The sequence below is a fragment of the Pseudomonas sp. JDS08PS003 genome (assembly GCF_045013505.1).
In the GTDB taxonomy this organism is placed as follows: Bacteria; Pseudomonadota; Gammaproteobacteria; order Pseudomonadales; family Pseudomonadaceae; genus Aquipseudomonas; species Aquipseudomonas protegens_B.
The window spans coordinates 5,628,622-5,648,637 of record NZ_CP120724.1 but is presented as its reverse complement, the minus strand read 5'-3'; the positions used below and the strand labels follow the sequence as shown (position 1 = coordinate 5,648,637).

The 20,016-nt window shown below is 61.4% G+C and carries 20 protein-coding genes and 1 tRNA gene; all 21 read left to right on the top strand.

The window, feature by feature from the left end; genetic code table 11:
• Nucleotides 1-7: 7 nt before the first annotated feature.
• The gene (locus P7C00_RS25020) at nt 8-754 is read left to right on the top strand and encodes a YebC/PmpR family DNA-binding transcriptional regulator (RefSeq protein ID WP_346632439.1); all 747 of its coding nucleotides are present in this window, start codon (nt 8-10) and stop codon (nt 752-754) included.
• 129 nt (nt 755-883) lie between these two features.
• On the top strand, nt 884-1,408 hold the full coding sequence (gene ruvC, locus P7C00_RS25015) for a crossover junction endodeoxyribonuclease RuvC (RefSeq protein WP_011063020.1): 525 nt from the start codon (nt 884-886) through the stop codon (nt 1,406-1,408).
• 114 nt (nt 1,409-1,522) lie between these two features.
• Complete coding sequence (ruvA, locus tag P7C00_RS25010; RefSeq protein WP_123726120.1) at nt 1,523-2,131, top strand: Holliday junction branch migration protein RuvA; 609 nt, start codon at nt 1,523-1,525, stop codon at nt 2,129-2,131.
• On the top strand, nt 2,132-3,190 hold the full coding sequence (ruvB, locus tag P7C00_RS25005; protein ID WP_011063018.1) for a Holliday junction branch migration DNA helicase RuvB: 1,059 nt from the start codon (nt 2,132-2,134) through the stop codon (nt 3,188-3,190).
• Between the two features lie 138 nt (nt 3,191-3,328).
• Nucleotides 3,329-3,796: a tol-pal system-associated acyl-CoA thioesterase gene (gene ybgC, locus P7C00_RS25000; protein WP_346632438.1), complete on the top strand. Its 468-nt coding sequence runs from the start codon at nt 3,329-3,331 to the stop codon at nt 3,794-3,796.
• Nucleotides 3,786-4,481, top strand: a complete 696-nt coding sequence (tolQ, locus tag P7C00_RS24995) for a protein TolQ (RefSeq protein ID WP_011063016.1) — start codon at nt 3,786-3,788, stop codon at nt 4,479-4,481. Before ybgC ends, tolQ begins: the two co-directional genes overlap by 11 nt.
• Nucleotides 4,482-4,494: 13 nt before the next feature.
• Nucleotides 4,495-4,947: a protein TolR gene (tolR, locus tag P7C00_RS24990; RefSeq protein ID WP_011063015.1), complete on the top strand. Its 453-nt coding sequence runs from the start codon at nt 4,495-4,497 to the stop codon at nt 4,945-4,947.
• On the top strand, nt 4,947-6,008 hold the full coding sequence (tolA, locus tag P7C00_RS24985) for a cell envelope integrity protein TolA (protein WP_346632437.1): 1,062 nt from the start codon (nt 4,947-4,949) through the stop codon (nt 6,006-6,008). The genes tolR and tolA overlap by 1 nt, the downstream gene beginning before the upstream one ends.
• A gap of 17 nt (nt 6,009-6,025) precedes the next feature.
• Nucleotides 6,026-7,306: a Tol-Pal system beta propeller repeat protein TolB gene (gene tolB / locus P7C00_RS24980; protein ID WP_015636767.1), complete on the top strand. Its 1,281-nt coding sequence runs from the start codon at nt 6,026-6,028 to the stop codon at nt 7,304-7,306.
• A gap of 53 nt (nt 7,307-7,359) precedes the next feature.
• Nucleotides 7,360-7,857: a peptidoglycan-associated lipoprotein Pal gene (gene pal / locus P7C00_RS24975; RefSeq protein WP_003227510.1), complete on the top strand. Its 498-nt coding sequence runs from the start codon at nt 7,360-7,362 to the stop codon at nt 7,855-7,857.
• 6 nt (nt 7,858-7,863) lie between these two features.
• The gene (gene ybgF, locus P7C00_RS24970) at nt 7,864-8,688 is read left to right on the top strand and encodes a tol-pal system protein YbgF (protein ID WP_123726123.1); all 825 of its coding nucleotides are present in this window, start codon (nt 7,864-7,866) and stop codon (nt 8,686-8,688) included.
• A gap of 166 nt (nt 8,689-8,854) precedes the next feature.
• Complete coding sequence (gene queE, locus P7C00_RS24965; protein WP_123726124.1) at nt 8,855-9,502, top strand: 7-carboxy-7-deazaguanine synthase QueE; 648 nt, start codon at nt 8,855-8,857, stop codon at nt 9,500-9,502.
• 28 nt (nt 9,503-9,530) lie between these two features.
• Nucleotides 9,531-10,205, top strand: a complete 675-nt coding sequence (gene queC, locus P7C00_RS24960) for a 7-cyano-7-deazaguanine synthase QueC (protein WP_162884155.1) — start codon at nt 9,531-9,533, stop codon at nt 10,203-10,205.
• Nucleotides 10,206-10,268: 63 nt separating this feature from the next.
• Nucleotides 10,269-10,344, top strand: a tRNA-Lys gene (locus tag P7C00_RS24955).
• 449 nt (nt 10,345-10,793) lie between these two features.
• The gene (locus P7C00_RS24950; protein ID WP_404937537.1) at nt 10,794-12,032 is read left to right on the top strand and encodes an aspartate aminotransferase family protein; all 1,239 of its coding nucleotides are present in this window, start codon (nt 10,794-10,796) and stop codon (nt 12,030-12,032) included.
• Between the two features lie 21 nt (nt 12,033-12,053).
• A complete protein-coding gene (locus P7C00_RS24945; RefSeq protein ID WP_404937536.1) occupies nt 12,054-14,930 on the top strand; it encodes an AMP-binding protein in 2,877 nt (958 codons plus the stop codon).
• Between the two features lie 10 nt (nt 14,931-14,940).
• Nucleotides 14,941-15,876: a DMT family transporter gene (locus P7C00_RS24940; RefSeq protein WP_404937535.1), complete on the top strand. Its 936-nt coding sequence runs from the start codon at nt 14,941-14,943 to the stop codon at nt 15,874-15,876.
• A complete protein-coding gene (locus P7C00_RS24935; protein ID WP_346632432.1) occupies nt 15,877-16,344 on the top strand; it encodes a GNAT family N-acetyltransferase in 468 nt (155 codons plus the stop codon). It begins immediately after the preceding gene.
• A 113-nt stretch (nt 16,345-16,457) separates the two neighbouring features.
• Nucleotides 16,458-17,666, top strand: coding sequence for a Coenzyme F420 hydrogenase/dehydrogenase, beta subunit C-terminal domain (locus tag P7C00_RS24930; protein WP_404937534.1), 1,209 nt, complete (start codon nt 16,458-16,460; stop codon nt 17,664-17,666).
• Nucleotides 17,663-19,006 carry a 3-phosphoshikimate 1-carboxyvinyltransferase gene (locus P7C00_RS24925; protein ID WP_346632430.1) on the top strand — a complete coding sequence of 448 codons (1,344 nt, stop codon included), beginning with the start codon at nt 17,663-17,665 and terminating at the stop codon, nt 19,004-19,006. The genes P7C00_RS24930 and P7C00_RS24925 overlap by 4 nt, the downstream gene beginning before the upstream one ends.
• Nucleotides 19,006-20,016 (top strand): zinc-binding alcohol dehydrogenase, encoded by a 1,011-nt coding sequence (locus P7C00_RS24920; protein WP_346632429.1) that lies wholly within the window; start codon nt 19,006-19,008, stop codon nt 20,014-20,016. Before P7C00_RS24925 ends, P7C00_RS24920 begins: the two co-directional genes overlap by 1 nt.

The following is a 20,016-nucleotide window of genomic DNA, read 5'->3' as shown; positions in this document are numbered from 1 at the left end:
GCAAGTTATGGCAGGTCATTCCAAGTGGGCGAACATCAAGCACCGCAAAGAGCGTCAGGATGCCAAGAGAGGCAAGATCTTCACCAAGTGGATTCGTGAGCTGACCGTTGCCGCCCGCCAGGGCGGTGGCGATCCGAACTCCAATCCGCGTCTGCGCCTGGCCCTGGACAAGGCTCTGGGCGCCAACATGAGTCGCGATATCATCGATCGTGCCATCGCTCGTGGTACCGGTGCTGCCGGCAGCGACGACGTGGTCGAGCTGACCTATGAAGGCTATGGCCCCAACGGCGTGGCGGTGATGGTCGAGTGCATGACCGACAACCGCAACCGCACCGCGGCGGCTGTGCGTCATGCCTTCAGCAAGTGTGGCGGCAACCTGGGCACGGACGGTTCGGTGGCCTATCTGTTCGAGCGCAAGGGGCAGATCACCTTCGCCGAAGGTGTCGATGAAGACGCGTTGATGGAAGCGGCGATGGAAGCCGATGCCGACGACGTGGTCAGCAACGAAGACGGCTCCGTCGATGTGTTTACCTCGTTCGCCGGTTTCTATGGCGTGCGCAATGCCCTGGATGCGGCGGGTTTCACTGCTGCTGACGCGGAAATCGTCATGCTGCCTACCACCAGTGCCGAACTGGATCTGGAAGGTGCGGAAAAGGTTCTCAAGCTGATCGACATGCTGGAAGACCTGGATGACGTGCAGAACGTTTATTCCAACGCAGATATTCCGGAGTCGGTTGCCGAGCAGCTCGGCTGATCCAACTGCACTAACCTTGAAGCCGGATGTGCGAAGCCGCGATGATTGCGCGGCAGGGTACTTCCGGCTTCTGCCTTTTCGCTGTTCCGGTCATGGCCGGCAAGCCTCTTTATTCAAGCAGCAGGCGTTATGACTCTTATTCTTGGCATCGACCCCGGTTCGCGCATTACCGGTTATGGCGTGGTTCGAGACACGGGGCGCGGCTGTGTGTACGTGGCCTCCGGTTGCATCCGTACCGGCGCCGGCGAGCTGCCCGATCGGCTGCAGATCGTCTATCGCGGTGTTCGTGAGGTCATCCAGACCTACGGTCCGGTGACCATGGGGATCGAGAAGGTGTTCATGGCGCGCAACGCCGACTCGGCGCTGAAGCTTGGCCAGGCACGTGGCGCGGCAATTGTCGCCGGCGCCGAAGAAGGGCTGGAGATTGCCGAGTACACTGCCACCCAGGTCAAGCAGGCCGTGGCCGGCACCGGCGGCGCCAATAAGGAGCAGGTGCAGATGATGGTCATGCACCTGCTCAAATTGACCACCAAACCGCAGATCGATGCCTCGGACGCCCTGGCCATTGCCATCTGTCACGCCCACACCCGTTCCAGTCTGTTGCCCCATGGGTTGGGAACGGCACGCAGTCGTGGCGGTCGCTTGCGTCTCTGATAGCATCAGCGCAGTCATTTTAAGGGTTGAGCGTTGTACGCCTGGGTAGCCGGCGCAGACGCTCGCCCAACGAGTCGCCAGCTGCGGGCTGGCCATCGCCTAAGGATCTGAAACGTGATTGGACGCTTGCGCGGCACCCTGGCTGAGAAACAGCCGCCGCACCTGATTCTTGATGTAAACGGGCTGGGGTACGAAGTCGAAGTGCCGATGACCACCTTGTATCGCTTGCCGTCGGTCGGCGAACCCCTGACCTTGCACACCCATTTGGTCGTCCGTGAGGACGCGCAGTTACTCTACGGCTTCGCCAGCAAGCGCGAGCGAGACTTTTTTCGCGAGTTGATCCGTCTCAATGGTGTAGGCCCGAAACTGGCCCTGGCCTTGATGTCCAGCCTTGAGGTGGATGAGCTGGTGCGCTGCGTGCAAGCTCAGGACACTTCGGCCTTGACCAAGGTGCCTGGTGTCGGCAAGAAGACCGCCGAGCGCCTGCTGGTGGAACTCAAGGACCGTTTCAAGGCCTGGGAAGCCGTACCGAGCATGTTTGCCTTGGTGCCGAACCAGCCGGATGCGCCAGTGCCGGTGGCCAGCGCCGAGTCGGATGCGGTCAGTGCGCTGATCTCCCTGGGCTACAAGCCGCAGGAGGCCAGTAAGGCGGTATCTGCGATCAAAGACAAAGGCTTGAGCAGTGAAGACATGATCCGCCGAGCCCTGAAGGGAATGATTTAAGTGATTGAAGCTGACCGTCTGATCGCCGCCACGGGGCCCCGTGAGCGCGAGGAAATTCAGGATCGGGCGATTCGCCCGGTCAGTCTGGCCGACTACATCGGCCAGCCCAGCGTGCGCGAGCAGATGGAGCTGTTCATCCAGGCCGCCCGTGGGCGCAACGAATCCCTGGATCACACCCTGATCTTTGGCCCTCCGGGGCTGGGCAAGACCACATTGGCCAATATCATCGCCGAGGAAATGGGCGTATCGATCAAGAGCACTTCTGGCCCGGTGCTGGAGCGCCCTGGCGATCTGGCGGCGCTGCTGACCAATCTTGAGCCCCATGATGTGCTGTTCATCGACGAGATTCATCGGCTGTCGCCGATCGTCGAGGAAGTGCTGTACCCGGCCATGGAGGACTTTCAGCTCGACATCATGATTGGCGAAGGCCCTGCGGCGCGTTCGATCAAGCTGGACCTGCCGCCGTTCACTCTGGTTGGGGCGACCACGCGTGCGGGGATGCTGACCAACCCGTTGCGCGATCGTTTCGGTATCGTTCAGCGCCTGGAGTTCTATAGCACCGCAGACCTGGCGACCATCGTCAGTCGTTCCGCCGGTATTCTCGGGCTGCCGCTGGACCCGGAAGGCGCCTTCGAGGTGGCTCGGCGCGCCCGGGGTACGCCGCGGATCGCCAACCGCCTGTTGCGTCGGGTACGGGACTTCGCCGAAGTGCGGGCCAAGGGGCATATCACCAAGCCGATCGCTGATCTGGCACTGAACCTGCTGGATGTTGACGAGCGTGGCTTTGACCACCAGGACCGGCGTTTATTGCTGACCATGATCGAGAAGTTCGACGGTGGCCCGGTGGGCGTCGACAGCCTGGCTGCGGCCATCAGCGAGGAGCGCCATACCATCGAGGATGTGCTGGAGCCGTATCTGATCCAGCAGGGCTACATCATGCGTACCCCTCGTGGTCGTGTGGTAACCCGGCACGCCTACCTGCACTTTGGTCTTAACATTCCGTCACGAATGGGAGACATGCCCGTGGTAGACGAATTCCTCGATGCCGTGGACGATTAATAACCCGCGCCTTGTCGATTTATTCGGGGTTTGTGCTGTCCTAGGGACTGGCATCGTTAAAACTTCACGAAAAGTCGTTCAAGAATGAAAAAACAGTTGCCTGGCCGGATTGGCAACCTGAGGAGTAAGCACTAGAGTATGCGCGCGCAAAACGGGCTTGGGCCGTTCGCACATCGTTGTCGCGTTTATTACGAGGACACCGATGCCGGCGGCATCGTGTATTACGTTAATTACCTTAAGTTTATGGAGCGGGCTCGAACCGAGCGGCTACGACACCTGGGCTTTGCCCAATCGCAGCTGGCAGGGGAGAACCTGTTATTCGTCGTGCATTCCAGCGAAGCGCGTTATCACGCGCCGGCGCGACTGGACGACGAGCTTCTGGTCAGTGCCCATGTCACCGAGTTGAACCGGGTCAGCCTGCGTTTCACTCAGCAGGTCAGGCGATCCACGGATAATGCGCTGCTCTGTGAAGGGCAGTTTTTGGTGGCCTGTGTGCGCGCCGACACTTTCAAACCCCGCGCCATTCCAGACGCTCTGCGTACGGCCTTTGCCGACGAGAGCAGCGCGGGTACACACTCAGAGCAGGAGATAAAGCGTGGAAGCTAACGTCGTCGACCATTCCTCCATGTGGAGCCTGGTCAGCAATGCCAGCGTTGTAGTGCAGTTGGTAATGCTGACCCTGGTTGCCGCATCGGTGACTTCATGGATCATGATCTTTCAGCGCAGCAATCTGCTGCGCGCCGGTCGACGTGCCCTGGAGAGCTTCGAAGAGCGCTTCTGGTCCGGTATCGACCTGTCCAAGCTGTACCGTCAGGCGGGCAGCAACCCAGACCCGGACTCCGGTGTCGAGCAGATTTTCCGTGCCGGTTTCAAGGAGTTCTCCCGTCTGCGCCAGCAACCGGGCGTCGATCCTGAAGCCGTCATGGAAGGCGTAGCCCGCGCCATGCGTGTAGCGATTTCCCGCGAAGAAGAAAAGCTCGAGCAGAGCCTGCCGTTCCTCGCCACCGTCGGTTCGGTCAGTCCATACATTGGTCTGTTCGGTACCGTCTGGGGGATCATGAACTCTTTCCGCGGCCTGGCTCAGGCCCAGCAAGCGACCCTGGCCACTGTGGCCCCGGGTATCGCCGAAGCCCTGATCGCTACGGCCATCGGTCTGTTCGCGGCCATCCCGGCGGTGATCGCCTACAACCGTTTCGCCGCTCGTGGCGAGACGCTGATCAGCCGTTACTACACCTTCGCCGACGAGTTCCAGGCGATCCTGCACCGTAAAGTGCACACCAGCGAAGAGTGAGCAGGTAAACCCCATGGCCCGAGTTCGCCACAAACGCAAGCCGGTTGCCGAGATGAACGTGGTGCCCTACATCGACGTGATGTTGGTACTGCTGGTTATCTTCATGGTGACCGCGCCGATGCTCAACCAGGGCGTGAAAGTTGACCTGCCCAAGGTTTCCAGCGAAGCCTTGCCCCAGGACAACAACACCCAGGTGCTGACCATCTCGATCAAGGCTGACAAGACCTATTACTGGAACCTTGGCAGTGAAGTCGATACCGAAAAGCAACAGGACAAGGCGATGACCTTGCCGCAGATGACCGACGCGGTGACCAAGATCATTCGTGCTGGCAATGAAGGCGGCAAACACACCCAGGTGTTCATTCGCGGTGATAAATCCGTCGACTACGGCGCCGTGATGGGTGCCATGGGCGGCCTGCAGAAAGCCGGAGTCGGTAACGTTGGCTTGATTACCGAGGCGCCCTGATGCACCAACAGCGAGAGCCGTCCGCCTCGGAAAGCTACTTCTGGCCAAGTGTCTGGGCAATTGCCCTGCACGTGCTGGTGTTTGGCATGCTGTTCGTCAGCTTTGCCATGACTCCGGAACTGCCCCCGGCCAAGCCGATCGTTCAGGCGACCCTGTATCAGCTGAAATCGAAGAGTCCGGCGACCACCCAGACCAATCACAAGATTGCGGGTGAGGCGAAGAAATCCGCCGCGCGTCAGACCGAAGCCGAGCAGTTGGAGCAGAAAAAGGTCGAGCAGGAAGAGATCAAGGCTGCGGAACAAAAGAAAGAAGAGGCTGCTCAAAAAGCCGAGGAAGCGAAAAAGGCCGACGAGGCCAAGAAAGCTGACGAAGCGAAGAAGGCTGATGAAGCCAAGAAAACCGCGGAAGCGAAAAAGGCTGAAGAGAAACAATTGGCTGATATAGCCAAGAAGAAATCTGAAGAAGAAGCCAAGAAAGCCGCTGAAGAAGAGGCCAAGAAAAAGGCCGCTGAAGAAGCGAAGAAGAAAATCGTCGAAGACGCGAAGAAGAAAGCCGCGGAAGACGCGAAGAAAAAAGCCGAAGCAGACGAGGCGAAGAAAAAGATCGCCGAGGATGCGAAGAAAAAAGCTGCCGCCGACGCCGCGAAGAAAAAGGCCCAGGAAGCAGCGCGCAAATCTGCCGAAGAGAAAAAGGCCCAGGCCTTGGCGGACTTGCTTTCCGATAAGCCGGAGCGTGAAGCCACGAAATCGGATGAGGTGGGTGACAGTGTCGCGGGCAGTTTCGATGACCTGATTCGTATCCGTGCAGCGGAAGGCTGGGCTCGTCCACCTTCGGCGCGCAAGGGCATGACGGTGGAACTGCGGATCGGCATGTTGCCTGATGGCACGGTGACCACGGTCAGCGTGATCAAGTCCAGTGGTGATGGTCCGTTCGACGCTTCGGCGGTGGCGGCAGTCAAGAACATTGGGCGTTTGACAGAAATGCAGGGTTTGAGTCCGAAGGATTTCGCGCCCTATCGTTCATTCAAGATGACATTCACACCTGAGGATCTAGCCTTGTGAGAAACCTTCTTCGAGGAATGCTTGTCGTTATTTGCTGTATGGCAGGGATAGCGGCAGCGGATGAAAAAAATATTCTGGTCACCAGTGGCAGCGACCGGGCAACGCCTATCGCGGTAGTGCCATTCGGCTGGCAGGGCGGCAGCGTGCTGCCGGACGACATGGCGCAGATCATCGGTGACGACCTGCGCAACTCGGGTTACTACGCACCGATTCCAAAGCAGAACATGATCAGCTTGCCGACCCAGGCCAGCGAAGTCATTTTCCGTGACTGGAAAGCACTGGGCGCCCAGTACGTAATGGTCGGCAGCATTGTTCCGGCGGGCGGTCGCCTGCAGGTGCAATACGCGTTGTTCAACGTCGCCACCGAGCAGCAAGTGCTGACCGGCAGCGTGTCGGGCAGCGTCGACCAACTGCGGGACATGTCGCACTACATCTCCGACCAGTCCTTTGAAAAACTCACCGGCATCAAGGGAGCGTTCTCGACGCGCCTGTTGTATGTGACGGCTGAGCGCTTCTCGGTGAACAACACCCGTTACACCCTGCAGCGTTCGGACTACGACGGCGCACGGGCGGTGACTCTGTTGCAGTCCCGCGAGCCGATCCTGTCGCCGCGTTTCGCTCCTGATGGCAAGCGCATTGCGTATGTGTCGTTCGAGCAGAAGCGTCCGCGGATCTTCGTCCAGCACATCGACACTGGGCGTCGTGAGCAGATCACCAACTTCGAAGGCTTGAACGGTGCGCCTGCCTGGTCGCCTGATGGCACTCGCCTGGCATTCGTTCTGTCCAAGGATGGCAACCCGGATATCTATGTGATGAACATGGCATCCCGGCAAATCAGCCGTGTCACCAGTGGTCCGGGCATCAATACCGAGCCGTTCTGGGGCAAGGATGGTTCCACCATCTATTTCACTTCCGACCGTGGCGGCAAGCCGCAGGTCTATAAAAGCAACATCAATGGCGGTGGCGCCGAGCGTGTGACCTTTATTGGTAACTACAACGCCAACCCGAAACTTTCTGCTGACGAAAAGACCCTGGTAATGATTCACCGCCAGGACGGTTTCACCAACTTCCGGGTGGCGGCTCAGGATTTGCAGCGCGGTAGCGTAAAAATCCTTACAGACACCAACCTTGATGAGTCAGCTACTGTTGCGCCCAACGGCACCATGGTAATCTACGCCACCCGCCAGCAGGGCCGGGGAGTCTTGATGCTCGTGTCCATTAATGGACGTGTGAGGCTCCCGCTTCCTACCGCTCAAGGCGAAGTCAGAGAACCGTCCTGGTCCCCTTACCTGAACTGACGCGGCGCTACAATGTTTCACTTAACACACTGGGGTTCATTAGGAGTTTCACGATGGAAATGTTGAAGTTTGGTAAGTTTGCTGCGCTGGCTCTGGCCATGGCTGTGGCTGTAGGTTGCTCCTCCAAAGGTGGCGACAACGCCGGCGAAGGCGCTGTTGATCCAAACGCTGGTTACGGCGCTAACACTGGTGCTGTTGATGGCTCCCTGAGCGAAGAAGCTGCTCTGCGCGCAATCACCACCTTCTACTTCGAATACGACAGCTCGGACCTGAAGCCAGAAGCCATGCGCGCTCTGGACGTTCACGCCAAAGACCTGAAAGCAAACGGCGCTCGCGTTGTTCTGGAAGGCAACACCGACGAACGTGGTACTCGTGAGTACAACATGGCACTGGGCGAGCGTCGTGCGAAAGCCGTTCAACGCTACCTGGTTCTGCAAGGCGTTTCCCCAGCTCAGCTGGAGCTGGTTTCCTACGGTAAAGAGCGTCCAGTTGCTACTGGCCACGACGAGCAGTCCTGGGCTCAAAACCGTCGCGTCGAACTGCGTAAGTAATTCGTCATGCGAACGTGCCGTCGTGCTGTAACTATTTTGGCTCTCAGTCTCACGCCGCTTGCGGCGTGGTCTGCGGTTCCTGTGGTCGATAACAACTCCGGCTATAACAATAGCGGGAGCAGTTATCCGCCAGCGGGTTATGGCACGAACGGCGCCTATGCCGGGGGAGGGGTTTCGACCCCTGTCTCGGCACAGGGCGAGCTGTTCCAGCAACTGCAGCAAATGCAGGAGCAGATTGCACGCCAACAGGGTGTGATCGAAGTTCTGCAAAATGATGTAGCGCGCATGAAGCAAGAAAGCCTGGAGCGATACCAGGATCTTGATCGGCGCATAGGAAGCGGTGTTGCACCTGCCGCAACTCCTGAGAATTCTTCTGCCGGTGGCGATACCAATGCCGCCGGTGCCGCAGCCGGTGCTGCTGCCCAGGCACCAGCCGCCAGCAGCGAACCCGGTGATCCGGCCAAGGAAAAGCTCTATTACGATGCTGCCTTCGACCTGATCAAAGCCAAGGATTTCGACAAGGCCAGCCAGGCTTTCTCGGCATTCCTGCGCAAGTACCCCAACAGTCAGTACGCTGGCAACGCACAGTATTGGCTGGGTGAAGTGAACCTGGCCAAGGGTGATCTGCAAGGTGCAGGTCAGGCGTTCGCCAAGGTTTCCCAGCTGTATCCGAAGCACGCCAAGGTGCCGGACTCGCTGTACAAGCTGGCTGATGTAGAGCGCCGCCTGGGTCATACCGACCGGGTCAAAGGCATTCTGCAGCAGGTGGTAGCCCAGTACCCAGGCACTTCCGCCGCTCAGTTGGCACAACGGGATCTGCAACGCATGTAAATGCGTTGGTAGCCGTTACAAGAAACCCGCGCTTGCCGCGGGTTTTTTCGTTAGAATCCATGCCCTTTTTCTGAAACACGCTTCCTGGGATCTGCGCAATGGCGGGGTTCCTTGAAGTGCCTGACGGAGGCGGACAGCCTGTTTAGCTGTTACGCCCGTGGCGACTATGCAAGACACATTGAGAATCACCGAAGTTTTCTACTCGTTGCAGGGGGAGACTCGGACTGCCGGGCTGCCCACGGTTTTTGTGCGCCTGACCGGATGTCCGCTGCGTTGCCAATACTGCGACAGTGCCTACGCCTTCAGCGGTGGCACCCAACGTACCCTCGACAGCCTGCTGGAGCAGGTTGCCGGTTTTCGTCCGCGTTATGTCTGTGTCACCGGCGGTGAGCCGCTGGCCCAGCCCAATGCCATTCCCTTGCTCAAGCAGCTGTGCGATGCCGGTTATGAAGTGTCGCTGGAAACCAGTGGTGCTCTGGATATCTCCGCGGTGGACCCGCGAGTCAGCCGGATTCTCGACCTGAAGACTCCCGGGTCCGAGGAGTCCCACCGCAATCGCTACGAGAACATCGAGCTGTTGACCGCCAACGATCAGGTCAAGTTTGTCATCTGTTCCCGCGAGGACTATGACTGGGCCGTGTCCAAGCTGATCCAGTACGGCCTGGAGCGACGTGCCGGTGAAGTGCTGTTCTCGCCCAGCCACCATGACCTGAATGCACGGGACCTGGCGGACTGGATCGTCGCTGACAACCTGCCGGTGCGCCTGCAACTGCAACTGCACAAATACCTTTGGAATGATGAGCCGGGGCGCTGATATGACTGAGCAAGCACAGAACCAAGCATTGACCGAAAAACGTGCAGTGATCCTGCTCTCCGGCGGCCTGGACTCGGCCACCGTGGTGGCCATGGCCCGGGCCGAAGGCTACCGCTGCTACACCATGAGTTTCGATTATGGCCAGCGCCATCGTGCCGAGTTGCACGCTGCCGAGCGCGTGGCTCGCGACCTGGGCGTGGTGGAGCACAAGGTGATTGGCCTGAACCTCAACGGCATTGGCGGTTCGGCGCTGACCGACAGTTCCATTGATGTGCCGGAAACGCCCGGTGAAGGTATTCCGGTTACTTATGTGCCGGCACGCAACACCGTGTTCCTGTCCCTGGCCCTTGGCTGGGCGGAAGTTCTGGAGGCGCGGGATATCTTCATTGGCGTCAACGCCGTGGATTACTCCGGCTACCCGGATTGCCGTCCCGAGTTCGTCGAAGCTTTCGAGCGCATGGCCAACCTGGCGACCAAGGCCGGTGTCGAAGGGCAGGGCTTCCGTATCCAGGCGCCTCTGCAGAACCTCAGCAAGGCCGAGATCATCAAGGCTGGGGTACGTCTGGGAGTGGATTACGGGCTGACGGTTTCCTGCTATCAGGCGGACGACAGGGGGCACGCGTGCGGCAAATGTGACAGCTGCCGTCTGCGTGCGGAGGGCTTCAATGCGGCCGGAATCAGCGATCCAACACCTTATTTTTGATTTTTTTCACATAGGGTGTTGAATTCCCGTTAGAAATCAGTATTATACGCGCCACCACACAGCGGGTCGTTAGCTCAGTTGGTAGAGCAGTTGGCTTTTAACCAATTGGTCGTAGGTTCGAATCCCACACGACCCACCATATTTGGCGGTTTAGAAAATCCGGAAGGCCCACGAAAGTGAGGATTTCCGGGTTTTTTTTTGCTTTGCAAAAAACCGTGATCCCGCCCCTCATCTGCTCAGCTTGCCGTCCTCCCATCGCTCAAATATCGACTCTTCTGCAGAGGCTGGCCTTTTGCTGCTAGCCGGACTCCTCTCTAAAAACCTTGATAAATTCAGGGGCTTTATCTGAATTCCCCCTTTTTTTCAGTGGTTATCGCTTTAAATTCGAAATAAGTGCGGGTCTCGTTGACAGTGCAAATGCCTCCCGCGTAAATCTTGCCGCCATTGCCGACAGGGGTTGCGTCCCTGGCAAGGAGAACACGTACCAGGGTCGGTAACTTCGCAGTCAGCAGGGCTTTGCCCTGCCTGTACGAATCTGTCCCTGAGTATGTGCGTGAGTCACAAGCCCGGCTTACTCAAGGTGACAGGATGTTCACAGAAGCGGTTGCAATATCCGTTAAGCGCAGCGCCCCCTCCAGCCCTTCCGTTGTTCGTGGCAAGGGATGTTTTCTTTACGATGAGCAGGGCCAATCCTTTCTCGACATGTCCGGTGGCAGCGGTGCCGCCAACCTGGGTTATCAGCGCGATGACCTGGTCGAGGTCCTCAAGCGTCAATCCGAACTGCTGATTCATACCGGCTGGAACATCGACAACCCACAGCGCCATGAAGTGGTGGCCAAGCTGGCGGGCCTGGTGCCCTACGCGCAAGCTTCGGTGTTTGCCGCGGTCACCGGTGCCGAGGCGATCGAGGTGGCGCTGAAAATCGCCCGCGCCGCTACTGGACGCCAGGGCGTGGTGTATTTCCACAATGCCTTCCATGGCAAGACCCAGGGCGCCTTGTCGGTGACCTCCAACCGCAGTTTTCGCAAGCACCTGGCCGGTGGCGACAGCCTGCAACTGACCGCTATGACCCTGGATTATGACGCCGACCAGGACCCGGCCCGAGCCGCCCTGTGGCGCGAGCAACTGGCCGAGGATCTGCGCCAGGCGCAGCAGGCCAATCGCTTGCCGGCGGCGCTGATCATCGAGCCGATCCAGGCGGCGGAAGGCATGTACCCGGTGCCCCTGGCGTTGCTCGAAACGATTGTCGAACTGGGCAAGACCTTCGGCGTGATCACCATCTTCGATGAGATCTACACCGGTTTCGGTCGCACTGGAACACCGTTTTTCAGCACCCCGCAGTTACTGCCGGACTTGCTGGTCCTGGGTAAGGCCCTGGGCAATGGCTTGCCGATTTCTGCAGTGGTGGGCCGCCCGGAGCTGGTGGACTGCCTGGGGTATGCCGAGCATTCCTCTACCTTCACCCTGATGCCCCTGGCCTGCGCCATGGCCTCCAAGGTGCTGGACATCTATCACCAGGAACAACCCTGGGAGTGGGCGGCGAGCAACGGTGCCTATCTGCGCCAGGCCCTCGAGGAACTGGGGACGCAGGATTCGCGGGTGGCCAATGTGCGCGGTCGCGGCATGATGCTCGCCTTTGACTTCGACGGGACCGGCAGCACCGGCGATGTACTGGCGCTGCGTAACCGCCTGCTGGAGCACGGCGTGATCGTGCGCACCGGCGGACGCAACCCGGCGACGGTCAAGCTGACCCCACCACTGAGCATCTCCCGACAGGAAATCCAGGCATTCATGCAGACGCTGCAGGGCGTTTGCCGCTCCCTCTAAAAACAACAAGGCAGGGATATCATGTTGCAGGCTTTTGCCCGCATGGCGGGTACCGATGTTGCAGATGCAGGAATCATTGATGTCCAGGGCAGCCTTGGTTTTGCCGAGCTCGACCAGCTGCGCGAGGCCTTCAGTGCCGAGCTGGAAGGGCTGTCGCAGCCGGTGGTGGCGCTGTATGCCAGCCATGGCCGGGCCCTGTATGCGGCGCTGATCGCGGCTTTGTCCGCTGCCCGGCGAGTGGTGTTCATTGACCCGGCGAGCAACCTGGACGAGCTGGCGCCGGTGCTTGAGCGCCTGGGCGTGAATCTGATCCTCAATGGCACAACCCGGCCCGGCCCGCAGCTGAGCGCCTCCTTGCCGGTGCTCGACCTGCTGCACTTGCAGCCCCGGCCCGTAGCCTCTGGCCGTGAATACCCGCTGCGCTGCCAGGAATACGTGATCTTCACCAGCGGCTCCACCGGCGAGCCCAAGGCCATAGTGCAGCGCATCGAGGCCTTGGATCGGCACATCGACAACTACATCGGCTATGTCGGTATCGGCTCCGGGCAGCGTGTCCTGCAACTGGCTTCCGCTGGCTGGGACGCCGGCCTGATGGACATCTTCGCCAGCCTGAAGACCGGCGCCACCCTGTGCAGCCTCAATCCCCGGGAACATGACTTCGCCGCCGTCGAGGCAATGATCGCTGAGCATGACATCGACGTGCTGCACATGACCGTGCCCTACCTGCGAGCCTTCTATAGCGACGCCAGCACCACTTACACTCGGCCCAAGCGGCTGGTGATCGGCGGCGAGATCATCCACCCCTCGGACATCCAGCGTTTCAACCATGCCTTTGCGCCAGGTTCGCAATTGTTCAACGCCTACGGGCCGACCGAATGCACCACCGCGCTCTACGCCAGGATCGACCAGGGGCAGACCCTGCAGGAGCCGACCTGGGCCCTGGATCGGCCGGTGGAGGGCGTAACCCTGGACATTGCCCAAGAGCCGGAGCAGCCCTATGGCGAGGGTGTGGGTGAACTGCTGCTCTATTCCTCCCTGGTTGCCCGGCGCCTGGACCCGGCCAGCGGGCTGATCGTCGAGCTGACCCAGCCCAGCCCTACGGACCCGCAGCGCCCGTGCTACGCCACTGGCGATCTGGCGTGCCGCCTGCCCAATGGCGCCATCCGCTTGCTGGGGCGCAAGGATTCCATCGTCAAGGTCAACGGGCAGAAGGTCAGCCTGGTTCAGGTGGAGTCGGAGCTCAAGGCCCTGGCCCAGGTGCAGGAAGCCTGCGTGATCGCCCATCAGGTGGGGGACAACGTGGCCCTGGTGGCCTTTGTCATTGCCCGCGATGCCAGCCTCGGCGAAGACCTGCTGCGTCAGGCCGCCAGGGCCGCGCTACCGGCGCACAGGGTGCCGGCGCGGTTCATGCTGGTAGAGCGTTTCGCCCTGAACCGCAACAACAAGATCGACCGGCAGGCGCTCGCGCAATTGGCGGCCAGTGCCATGGCATCAGTGTCAGTGCAGGCCGCATCGGAGCCTTTGTGGCAAGCCATCGGCCAGGTGCTCGGCGGGCAGAGTGCGGATCCGGCCAGGAGTTTTATCGACAATGGCGGTGATTCGCTGCGGGCCTTGCAGGTGGTCGCCACGCTGAAGAGAAAAGGCCTGGTGCTGGACCTGGAGGAGCTGCTGTCGGATCAGGCGCTGGGGCAGTTGCAGCTGCAACCGGTGAAGGCCAAGGCCCGTCCCGGGGTTTCCCAAGCACAGGCCATTGGCTTGCCCAATCGGCGTTTTCTACTCAGCCGCGGGATCAGCGACCTGGACCACTGGAACCAGGCCCTGGTGCTGGATATCGCCGCGGGCGAGGAGCCTGGGCGGGTCAGTCAGGCGTTGCGGGCGATATTCAGCCATCACTTCATCGAGCAAGGTGTACAGGACCTCGGGTTACTGCCCGCCACGACAGACCTGCAGCAAGCCGTGGCCCAGACCTGCGCGACCATCTCCCTGAGTCAGGGGCAACGCTTGTGTTTCAGTCAGCAACAGGATGCCGATGGCCACCACCTGATCATTGCCGGGCATCAGTTCCAGGTCGATCGGTACTCCTGGATGCTACTGGTTTCCGAGCTGGACGAATGCCTGGGGCAGGGCCTGGAGTGCATGCAGCGCTGGGCCCGACCCACGGCTTTCGAGGAGTGGCAGCAGACCTACCAGCGTGAGTATGCCGCTGCTACCCATGAGGCGTTCTGGGAGGCGCTGCCCTGGAGCCGCTGCACACAGTTGACGGCGCAGCCGCCCGAGTTTCCCCGGCGCGAGGCGTTTCGGCGTGCCGAGCTGTCGCTGGGGCCGGTCGGCGACCTTGCGCAGTGGGCCCAGGGCGTGGCCGAGACCAGCCAGCTGTTGCTGGCGGCGATCCTTCGCGCCATGAGCCAGGGCGACGACAATCCGTTCCAGAAAGTCCATTTGCTGGATCACGGCCGGGCCCTGGACAAGAGCGGCGCCGAGCTCAACAGCGTGTTTGGCTGGCTGACGGTGATCTATCCCCTGGTGTTGCAGGTCGCCAGCCTGGACCTGCAGGAGATCGCCGGCGCAATCAAGGCCAGCCAACAGGCCAGCCAGGGGATCGCCCACAGTTTCGGCAACCGCTACTTCGCCACGCCCGAGGCCGAGCGGCTCAAGGGCCTGTTCGATTGTGGCTACAGCTACAACTTCCTCGGCGCCGTGGAGAACCAACCCGGGGCCCGGGTCGGCGTGCATCCCTTGAGCCTGCAGTTGATGCAAGGCAGCCCCAGCCATCACCTGGAGTTCACCGGCTACCTGGCCGCGGGCGAGCTGTTGCTGAAAATCGATTACGACCCGCAGGTCTTCGGCGCCGAGCGCCTGGAGTCGCTGCTGAGCGGGATCGCCACGGCCTTGAACTAGAGAAACCTCCATGAACGCCATGCCCGATAACAACAAGAAACCTCGTTCACTGGTTGCCGTGCTGATGTTTCTCGGTTGCCTGCTGATCTGGTCCACCAACTGGATCGCCATCTCCCTGCAGGTGGAGCGCAGCGACGTCGGCTCTTCGCTGATGCTGCGCTTCCTGATCGCCTATGGGGTGCTGTGGTTGTGGCAACGGCTGTTCGCCGGTCCCCGGCAGCCAGTGACACGCAAGGCCTACCTGCTGATGGCCACGGTGGGGGCGGTGTACTTCTATGCCGGCATTGGCCTGGCCTACCTGGCCACTGCCTATCTGGGCGCCGCGCAGATGGCCTGCCTCAGCGCCTTCGTGATTTTCTTCATCATCGGTCTCAAGCGTGTGTTCCTGCAGGTGCCGGTTGCCTTGCACAATCTGCTCGGCGCAGTGGTGAGCATCGCCGGACTGGGGCTGTTCATGCTTGGCGATCCGGGGCGGCCGCTGTCGCTGGCCGGGGTGGCGCTGGGGCTGACGTCCTTTCTGGCAGTGGCCATCGCCTCGGTGCTTTCCGAACATATCCAGAAGACCTTCCAGCTCGGCACCCTGCACATCAACAAGGTGGCGTCCGGCTGGGCCTGCGCTCTGTACGCCATCAGCCTGCTGCTCAGCGGCCATGGGCTGCAGCTTCCCGGAACCCTGGCCGACCTCGGCATCCTGCTGTACCTGGGGGTGGTGTGTTCGGCGCTGGTGTTCGTGCTGTTCATCGACCTGATCAAGCGCATGGGCGCCGAGAACGCCGGCTACGTTGGCGTGTTGTACCCGATCGGTGCGAGTTACCTGTCGGCATGGCTGGGGGAGACGCCCCTGAGCCTGCACCTGATGCTAGGCAGTGCCCTGGTGATGCTGGGCAGCCTGATCAACTTCAAGTTTCGCTACCACCCCGCCCCCAAGAAAGTGGAGTTCAGCTGAATGAGCAACGTACGGATACGCCAGGCAACCACGGACGATCTGATCGGCATTTTCGAGGCCCACCGCAACTCGGTAGAGCGCCTGTGCACCTCTGAATACAGCGATCAGCAGATCCGCATGTGGCTTGATGGGCGCTCCCCGGAAACCTACCGCGAAGCCGTGGAAAAGGGCTCGTTGTGGCTGGCCGAGGGCGAGCAGATCGAAGGTTTCGTCGAGCTTGACGGCAACGAGGTCAGCAAGCTGTTCATTCGCGGCGACGGTGCCAGGCGCGGTATCGGCAGCCGCTTGCTGGAGGTGGCGCTCGCCCGGCTGCGGGCCAGTGGTGCCAGCTCCGCCTACCTGGAGGCGACCCTGACGGCCGAAGGCTTCTATGCCTACCACGGCTTCCAGAAGATCGGCGAAGGCACTTTCAGCCGTGGCAACAGCCCGGTGTCCATCGAAATCATCAAGATGGAACGCCCGCTTTGAGCTGACCGTCAGCGGCCACTTCAGCACTGCAGGTTCTGCCCGCCCCCGATTCGCGGGGGCGCGGCCGGCTGCACCCGGAAAACGGCACACGAGGCTTATCCAAGATGACAGGGATGTTATTGAAACTAACGGTGCTCGATCAGAATCTGTGTGCCGGTTGCGGCGCCTGTGCCCTGGTGTGTCCAGAGCAAGTGATCAGCTTCGACCCGGACCGGGTGGTGCCTTTGCTGGAGGGCATCGGCGACAGTTGTGGAAGTTGCACCGAGTGCCTGGCGGTGTGTCCGGGCTTGCAGCCGGATACCGATCGCGCCGAGCTGGAGCTGTTCGGTCGTACCCGCCGCACCGATGAGCGCTGGCTGGGAATCAGTCGCCAGGCCATCGGCGCGCGCTCCACCGATCCGCAGATTGTCCAGCGCTCGGCCAGTGGCGGCACCGCCACCACCTTGTTGCTGACCGCTCGGGAACACTTCGCCGTGGACCTGACCCTGACCATGGGCCGTCACCCCGAGCAGGGCTGGCGCAGCGCCCCGCAGCTGGGCAGCGCGGCGCAGGCGATCATCAACAATGCCCAGTCCACCTACCAACTGGCGCCCTACCTCAATGCCCTGCGTGAAGTTTACGAACAGCAGCCAGAGGCACGCATCGCCCTGGTGGGGCTGGCCTGCCACGTGCAGGCGATCCGCAAGTTGCAGCGCCGGGACACGGCCATCGGCCATTGGGCCCGCAGCCAGATCGTCTGCGTGATCGAGACCGCCTGTTCCTCCAACACCTTGCCGGCAGGCACCCGCAGCATCATCAGCGAAGTGCTGGGCCAGGACCCGCAACAGGTCCGCGACATCAAGTACCGCGAAGGCGATTACCCCGGGCGCCTGCAAGTCACCCTGCTGGACAGCCAGACCTTCGGCATCGATTTCTGGGAAATTCTCGGCAAGCTCAAGGACAACAAGACCTTTCGCTGCCTCAGTTGCGGTGACTGGATGAGCGGGCTGGCCGACGTCAGCGTCTGTGACGGCGACCCGAACATCTTTGAAGCCAGCCTCAACGGTTCCGAGGAGCAGAAACACGGCCGTGCGCTGATCCGTACCGACACGGGCCAGGCCCTGGTGGACAGTGCCATCGCCCACGGCCGGCTGGAAAGCTGGGGCGTCGACCTGAGTGGTTTCAACCTCGGCCTTGAGCGCAAGAAGAACCGCCGGCGCTTCTACGAAACCCAGCCGCTGGTGCTGCCCGCCGGCCCCGGCGTCGGCGACCACTTCGAGGGCGAAGCGCTGGTGGACGACGCCGAACTGATCAACCCCGCCAAGTACAGGAGTACCCAATGATCGATTATCCGGACCGGCCCATCGATTTCACCCTGGACCGTGAACAGCAGGTCTGGGTCAACATCGATGGCTACCTGCCGTCGGACAAGTCCATCAGCCACCGGATGATCCTGTTCGCTGCGCTGGCTCGGCACCCGGTGCGCCTGCGGGATTTGAACCGGGGCAAGGCGGTGACCCTGCTGCTCGATGCCCTGCAGCAACTGGGCCTTGAGGTCACGCCGGGGCAAGCGCCACAGACCCTGGAGATCAGCGGTGAGTTCGCCCAGGCAACCCATGATCGGCGGGTCGACCTGGGGCCCTCCAGCGCTGCGGCGCGGCTGTTGATCGGGATGCTGGTGGGGCTCAATGTGCCGTGCATCGTCGACGGCGACGAGACCCTGCGCAATCGCCCCTTTGACTGGATCGTCGAGCCCTTGAACCAGATGGGCGCCCACCTGGAGTACCTGGGCCGGCCGGGAGCACTGCCGATCCGCATCCACCCGGCATCGTTCCAGGGCGGTGCGGCGCAGATCCGGATTGGCAGTGCCCAGGCCATCAGTACCTTGCTGTTCGCCGGGGTCGCGGCACGCAAGCCAATGTCGATCCGTTACCCGGTGGTGGCCCGGGATCACACCCAGCGCATCATCAACAGTTTTGGCGACTGGCTGCAGGACGAGCAATTGCAGATCCACTATCAGCCCCGCGACTGTGCGATTCCCGCCGAGATCAGCGTTCCCCGCGACCCGTCGGCCATTGCCTATCCTGCCGCGCTGTTCCTGCTGTGCAACCGCTACCAGGAGCAGCAGTGCCTGAGCTTCGACAACGTATGCCTGAATCCGACGCGCCTGGGCTTCTTCAACTGGCTGCTGGCCTGCGGTTTCAACCTGACCCTGGAAGTGGACAGCATTCGCCATGGCGAGCCGGTGGGGCGTCTGCTACTGCGCGGCGGTGGCCGGCCCAGGGCCCATGACTTGCGCGACAAGCACCAGTTCCACGCGATGATCGACGAGGTGCCGCTGGCCCTGGCCATCAGCTGCGTGCTGCCGGGAAGTGCGACCTTCAGTGACCTTTACGAACTGACCTTCAAGGAGTCGGACCGGATCGCCGCCACCCGCAGCATGCTCAATGCCCTGGACCTGGACTATCGGGTCGAGGGCTACGACGTGCACGTCTCGGGTGGGCAGACACCGCGAGTGCAGGGGGCGATCCCGACCTTCGGCGACCATCGCCTGTCGATGACCGCCCATGTGCTACTGCTGGCCCACGGGCTCAAGGCCACCATCCTCGAAGGGCATTGCTACCAGACTTCCTTTCCAGGGTTTGCCCAATGCCTGGATCGCCTGACCGGACGGGAGGCCTGATGCGCGCCGATCGCTACACACTCACAGCCTGTGGCACCAATGGCGTGATCGCCGTTGAGGCGCCGCTCGCCGAACTGGCGGCTACCGAAGTGCGGGTGGCAGTGGACTACTCCATGGTCAGCCCGGGGACCGAGCGCCACTACCTGCAGCAGGTCCGCGAGACGGGCGAGCAGTTGCCGCTGGGCTACTGCGCGGTCGGGGTGGTTCGTGCGGTCGGGGCCCAGGTTGCAGGCTTGCAGCCGGGGGACCGGGTGGTGGCCATGGGCTGGAAGATCGCCACCCATTCCAACTGGATTCAGGTGCCGCAGCGCCTGGTGTGCAAGGTGCCGCCGTCACTGACTCAGGACCAGGCGATTCTCGCCACCCTGGGCGCCACGGCCGTGCACGCGGTGGACCGTGCGCAATTGCTGGCGGGGGAACAGATTCTGGTGGTGGGCATGGGCCTGGTGGGCAAGATGCTGGGCCTGGTGGCGGCCTGTCATGGCGCGCAGATCTGGGTTGCCGACCTGAACCCGGCCGCCATCGATCCGGGCCTGCCGGTGCAGGTGCTCGACCTGCTGGCCGAGCCTGGGGCGATGGCCGGGCGCTTCACCCGGATCTTCCTGTGCATCGATGGCGATATCAGCGCCTTGTTTGCGCGCTTGCTGGTCCTGCTCGCCCCGGAGGGCAACGGGCAAACCCGTTCGCGGCTGGTGAATGTCGGGCGAGTCAGCCTGACCCTGGAGCTCTCGCCGCAAATGGGCAACATCGACATCGTCAACGTTTCCCGCTGCGGCAACGGTTATCGCGACGACGCTTACCATCATGGCCTCAAGAACGTGCAGTGCCCGGTGGGGGAAGCCAGTGTGGAGCGCAATATCGCGCGCTGCCTTGACTACCTGGTGGCCGGCAAGGCCTGGCTGGAGCACTTGCAGCGAGTCGAGATGGACCTGGAGCAGGCATTGCAGACCTACAACAGCGCGGCGTTCTTCGCCCCTGGAATCAACCTGATCAAGCACAGGGAAGGGTAA

What these genes read in the sequence shown, in the direction of transcription:
- ybgC (WP_346632438.1), top strand. Translation starts at nt 3,329, where the DNA reads ATGCGCGCGCAAAACGGGCTTGGGCCGTTCGCACATCGTTGTCGCGTT.
- P7C00_RS24920 (WP_346632429.1), top strand. Translation starts at nt 19,006, where the DNA reads ATGCGCGCCGATCGCTACACACTCACAGCCTGTGGCACCAATGGCGTG.
- tolA (WP_346632437.1), top strand. Translation starts at nt 4,947, where the DNA reads ATGCACCAACAGCGAGAGCCGTCCGCCTCGGAAAGCTACTTCTGGCCA.
- tolB (WP_015636767.1), top strand. Translation starts at nt 6,026, where the DNA reads ATGCTTGTCGTTATTTGCTGTATGGCAGGGATAGCGGCAGCGGATGAA.
- P7C00_RS24945 (WP_404937536.1), top strand. Translation starts at nt 12,054, where the DNA reads ATGTTGCAGGCTTTTGCCCGCATGGCGGGTACCGATGTTGCAGATGCA.
- P7C00_RS24950 (WP_404937537.1), top strand. Translation starts at nt 10,794, where the DNA reads ATGTTCACAGAAGCGGTTGCAATATCCGTTAAGCGCAGCGCCCCCTCC.
- P7C00_RS24935 (WP_346632432.1), top strand. Translation starts at nt 15,877, where the DNA reads ATGAGCAACGTACGGATACGCCAGGCAACCACGGACGATCTGATCGGC.
- tolR (WP_011063015.1), top strand. Translation starts at nt 4,495, where the DNA reads ATGGCCCGAGTTCGCCACAAACGCAAGCCGGTTGCCGAGATGAACGTG.
- P7C00_RS24940 (WP_404937535.1), top strand. Translation starts at nt 14,941, where the DNA reads ATGAACGCCATGCCCGATAACAACAAGAAACCTCGTTCACTGGTTGCC.
- P7C00_RS24930 (WP_404937534.1), top strand. Translation starts at nt 16,458, where the DNA reads ATGTTATTGAAACTAACGGTGCTCGATCAGAATCTGTGTGCCGGTTGC.
- ruvC (WP_011063020.1), top strand. Translation starts at nt 884, where the DNA reads ATGACTCTTATTCTTGGCATCGACCCCGGTTCGCGCATTACCGGTTAT.
- ybgF (WP_123726123.1), top strand. Translation starts at nt 7,864, where the DNA reads ATGCGAACGTGCCGTCGTGCTGTAACTATTTTGGCTCTCAGTCTCACG.
- pal (WP_003227510.1), top strand. Translation starts at nt 7,360, where the DNA reads ATGGAAATGTTGAAGTTTGGTAAGTTTGCTGCGCTGGCTCTGGCCATG.
- queE (WP_123726124.1), top strand. Translation starts at nt 8,855, where the DNA reads ATGCAAGACACATTGAGAATCACCGAAGTTTTCTACTCGTTGCAGGGG.
- P7C00_RS24925 (WP_346632430.1), top strand. Translation starts at nt 17,663, where the DNA reads ATGATCGATTATCCGGACCGGCCCATCGATTTCACCCTGGACCGTGAA.
- P7C00_RS25020 (WP_346632439.1), top strand. Translation starts at nt 8, where the DNA reads ATGGCAGGTCATTCCAAGTGGGCGAACATCAAGCACCGCAAAGAGCGT.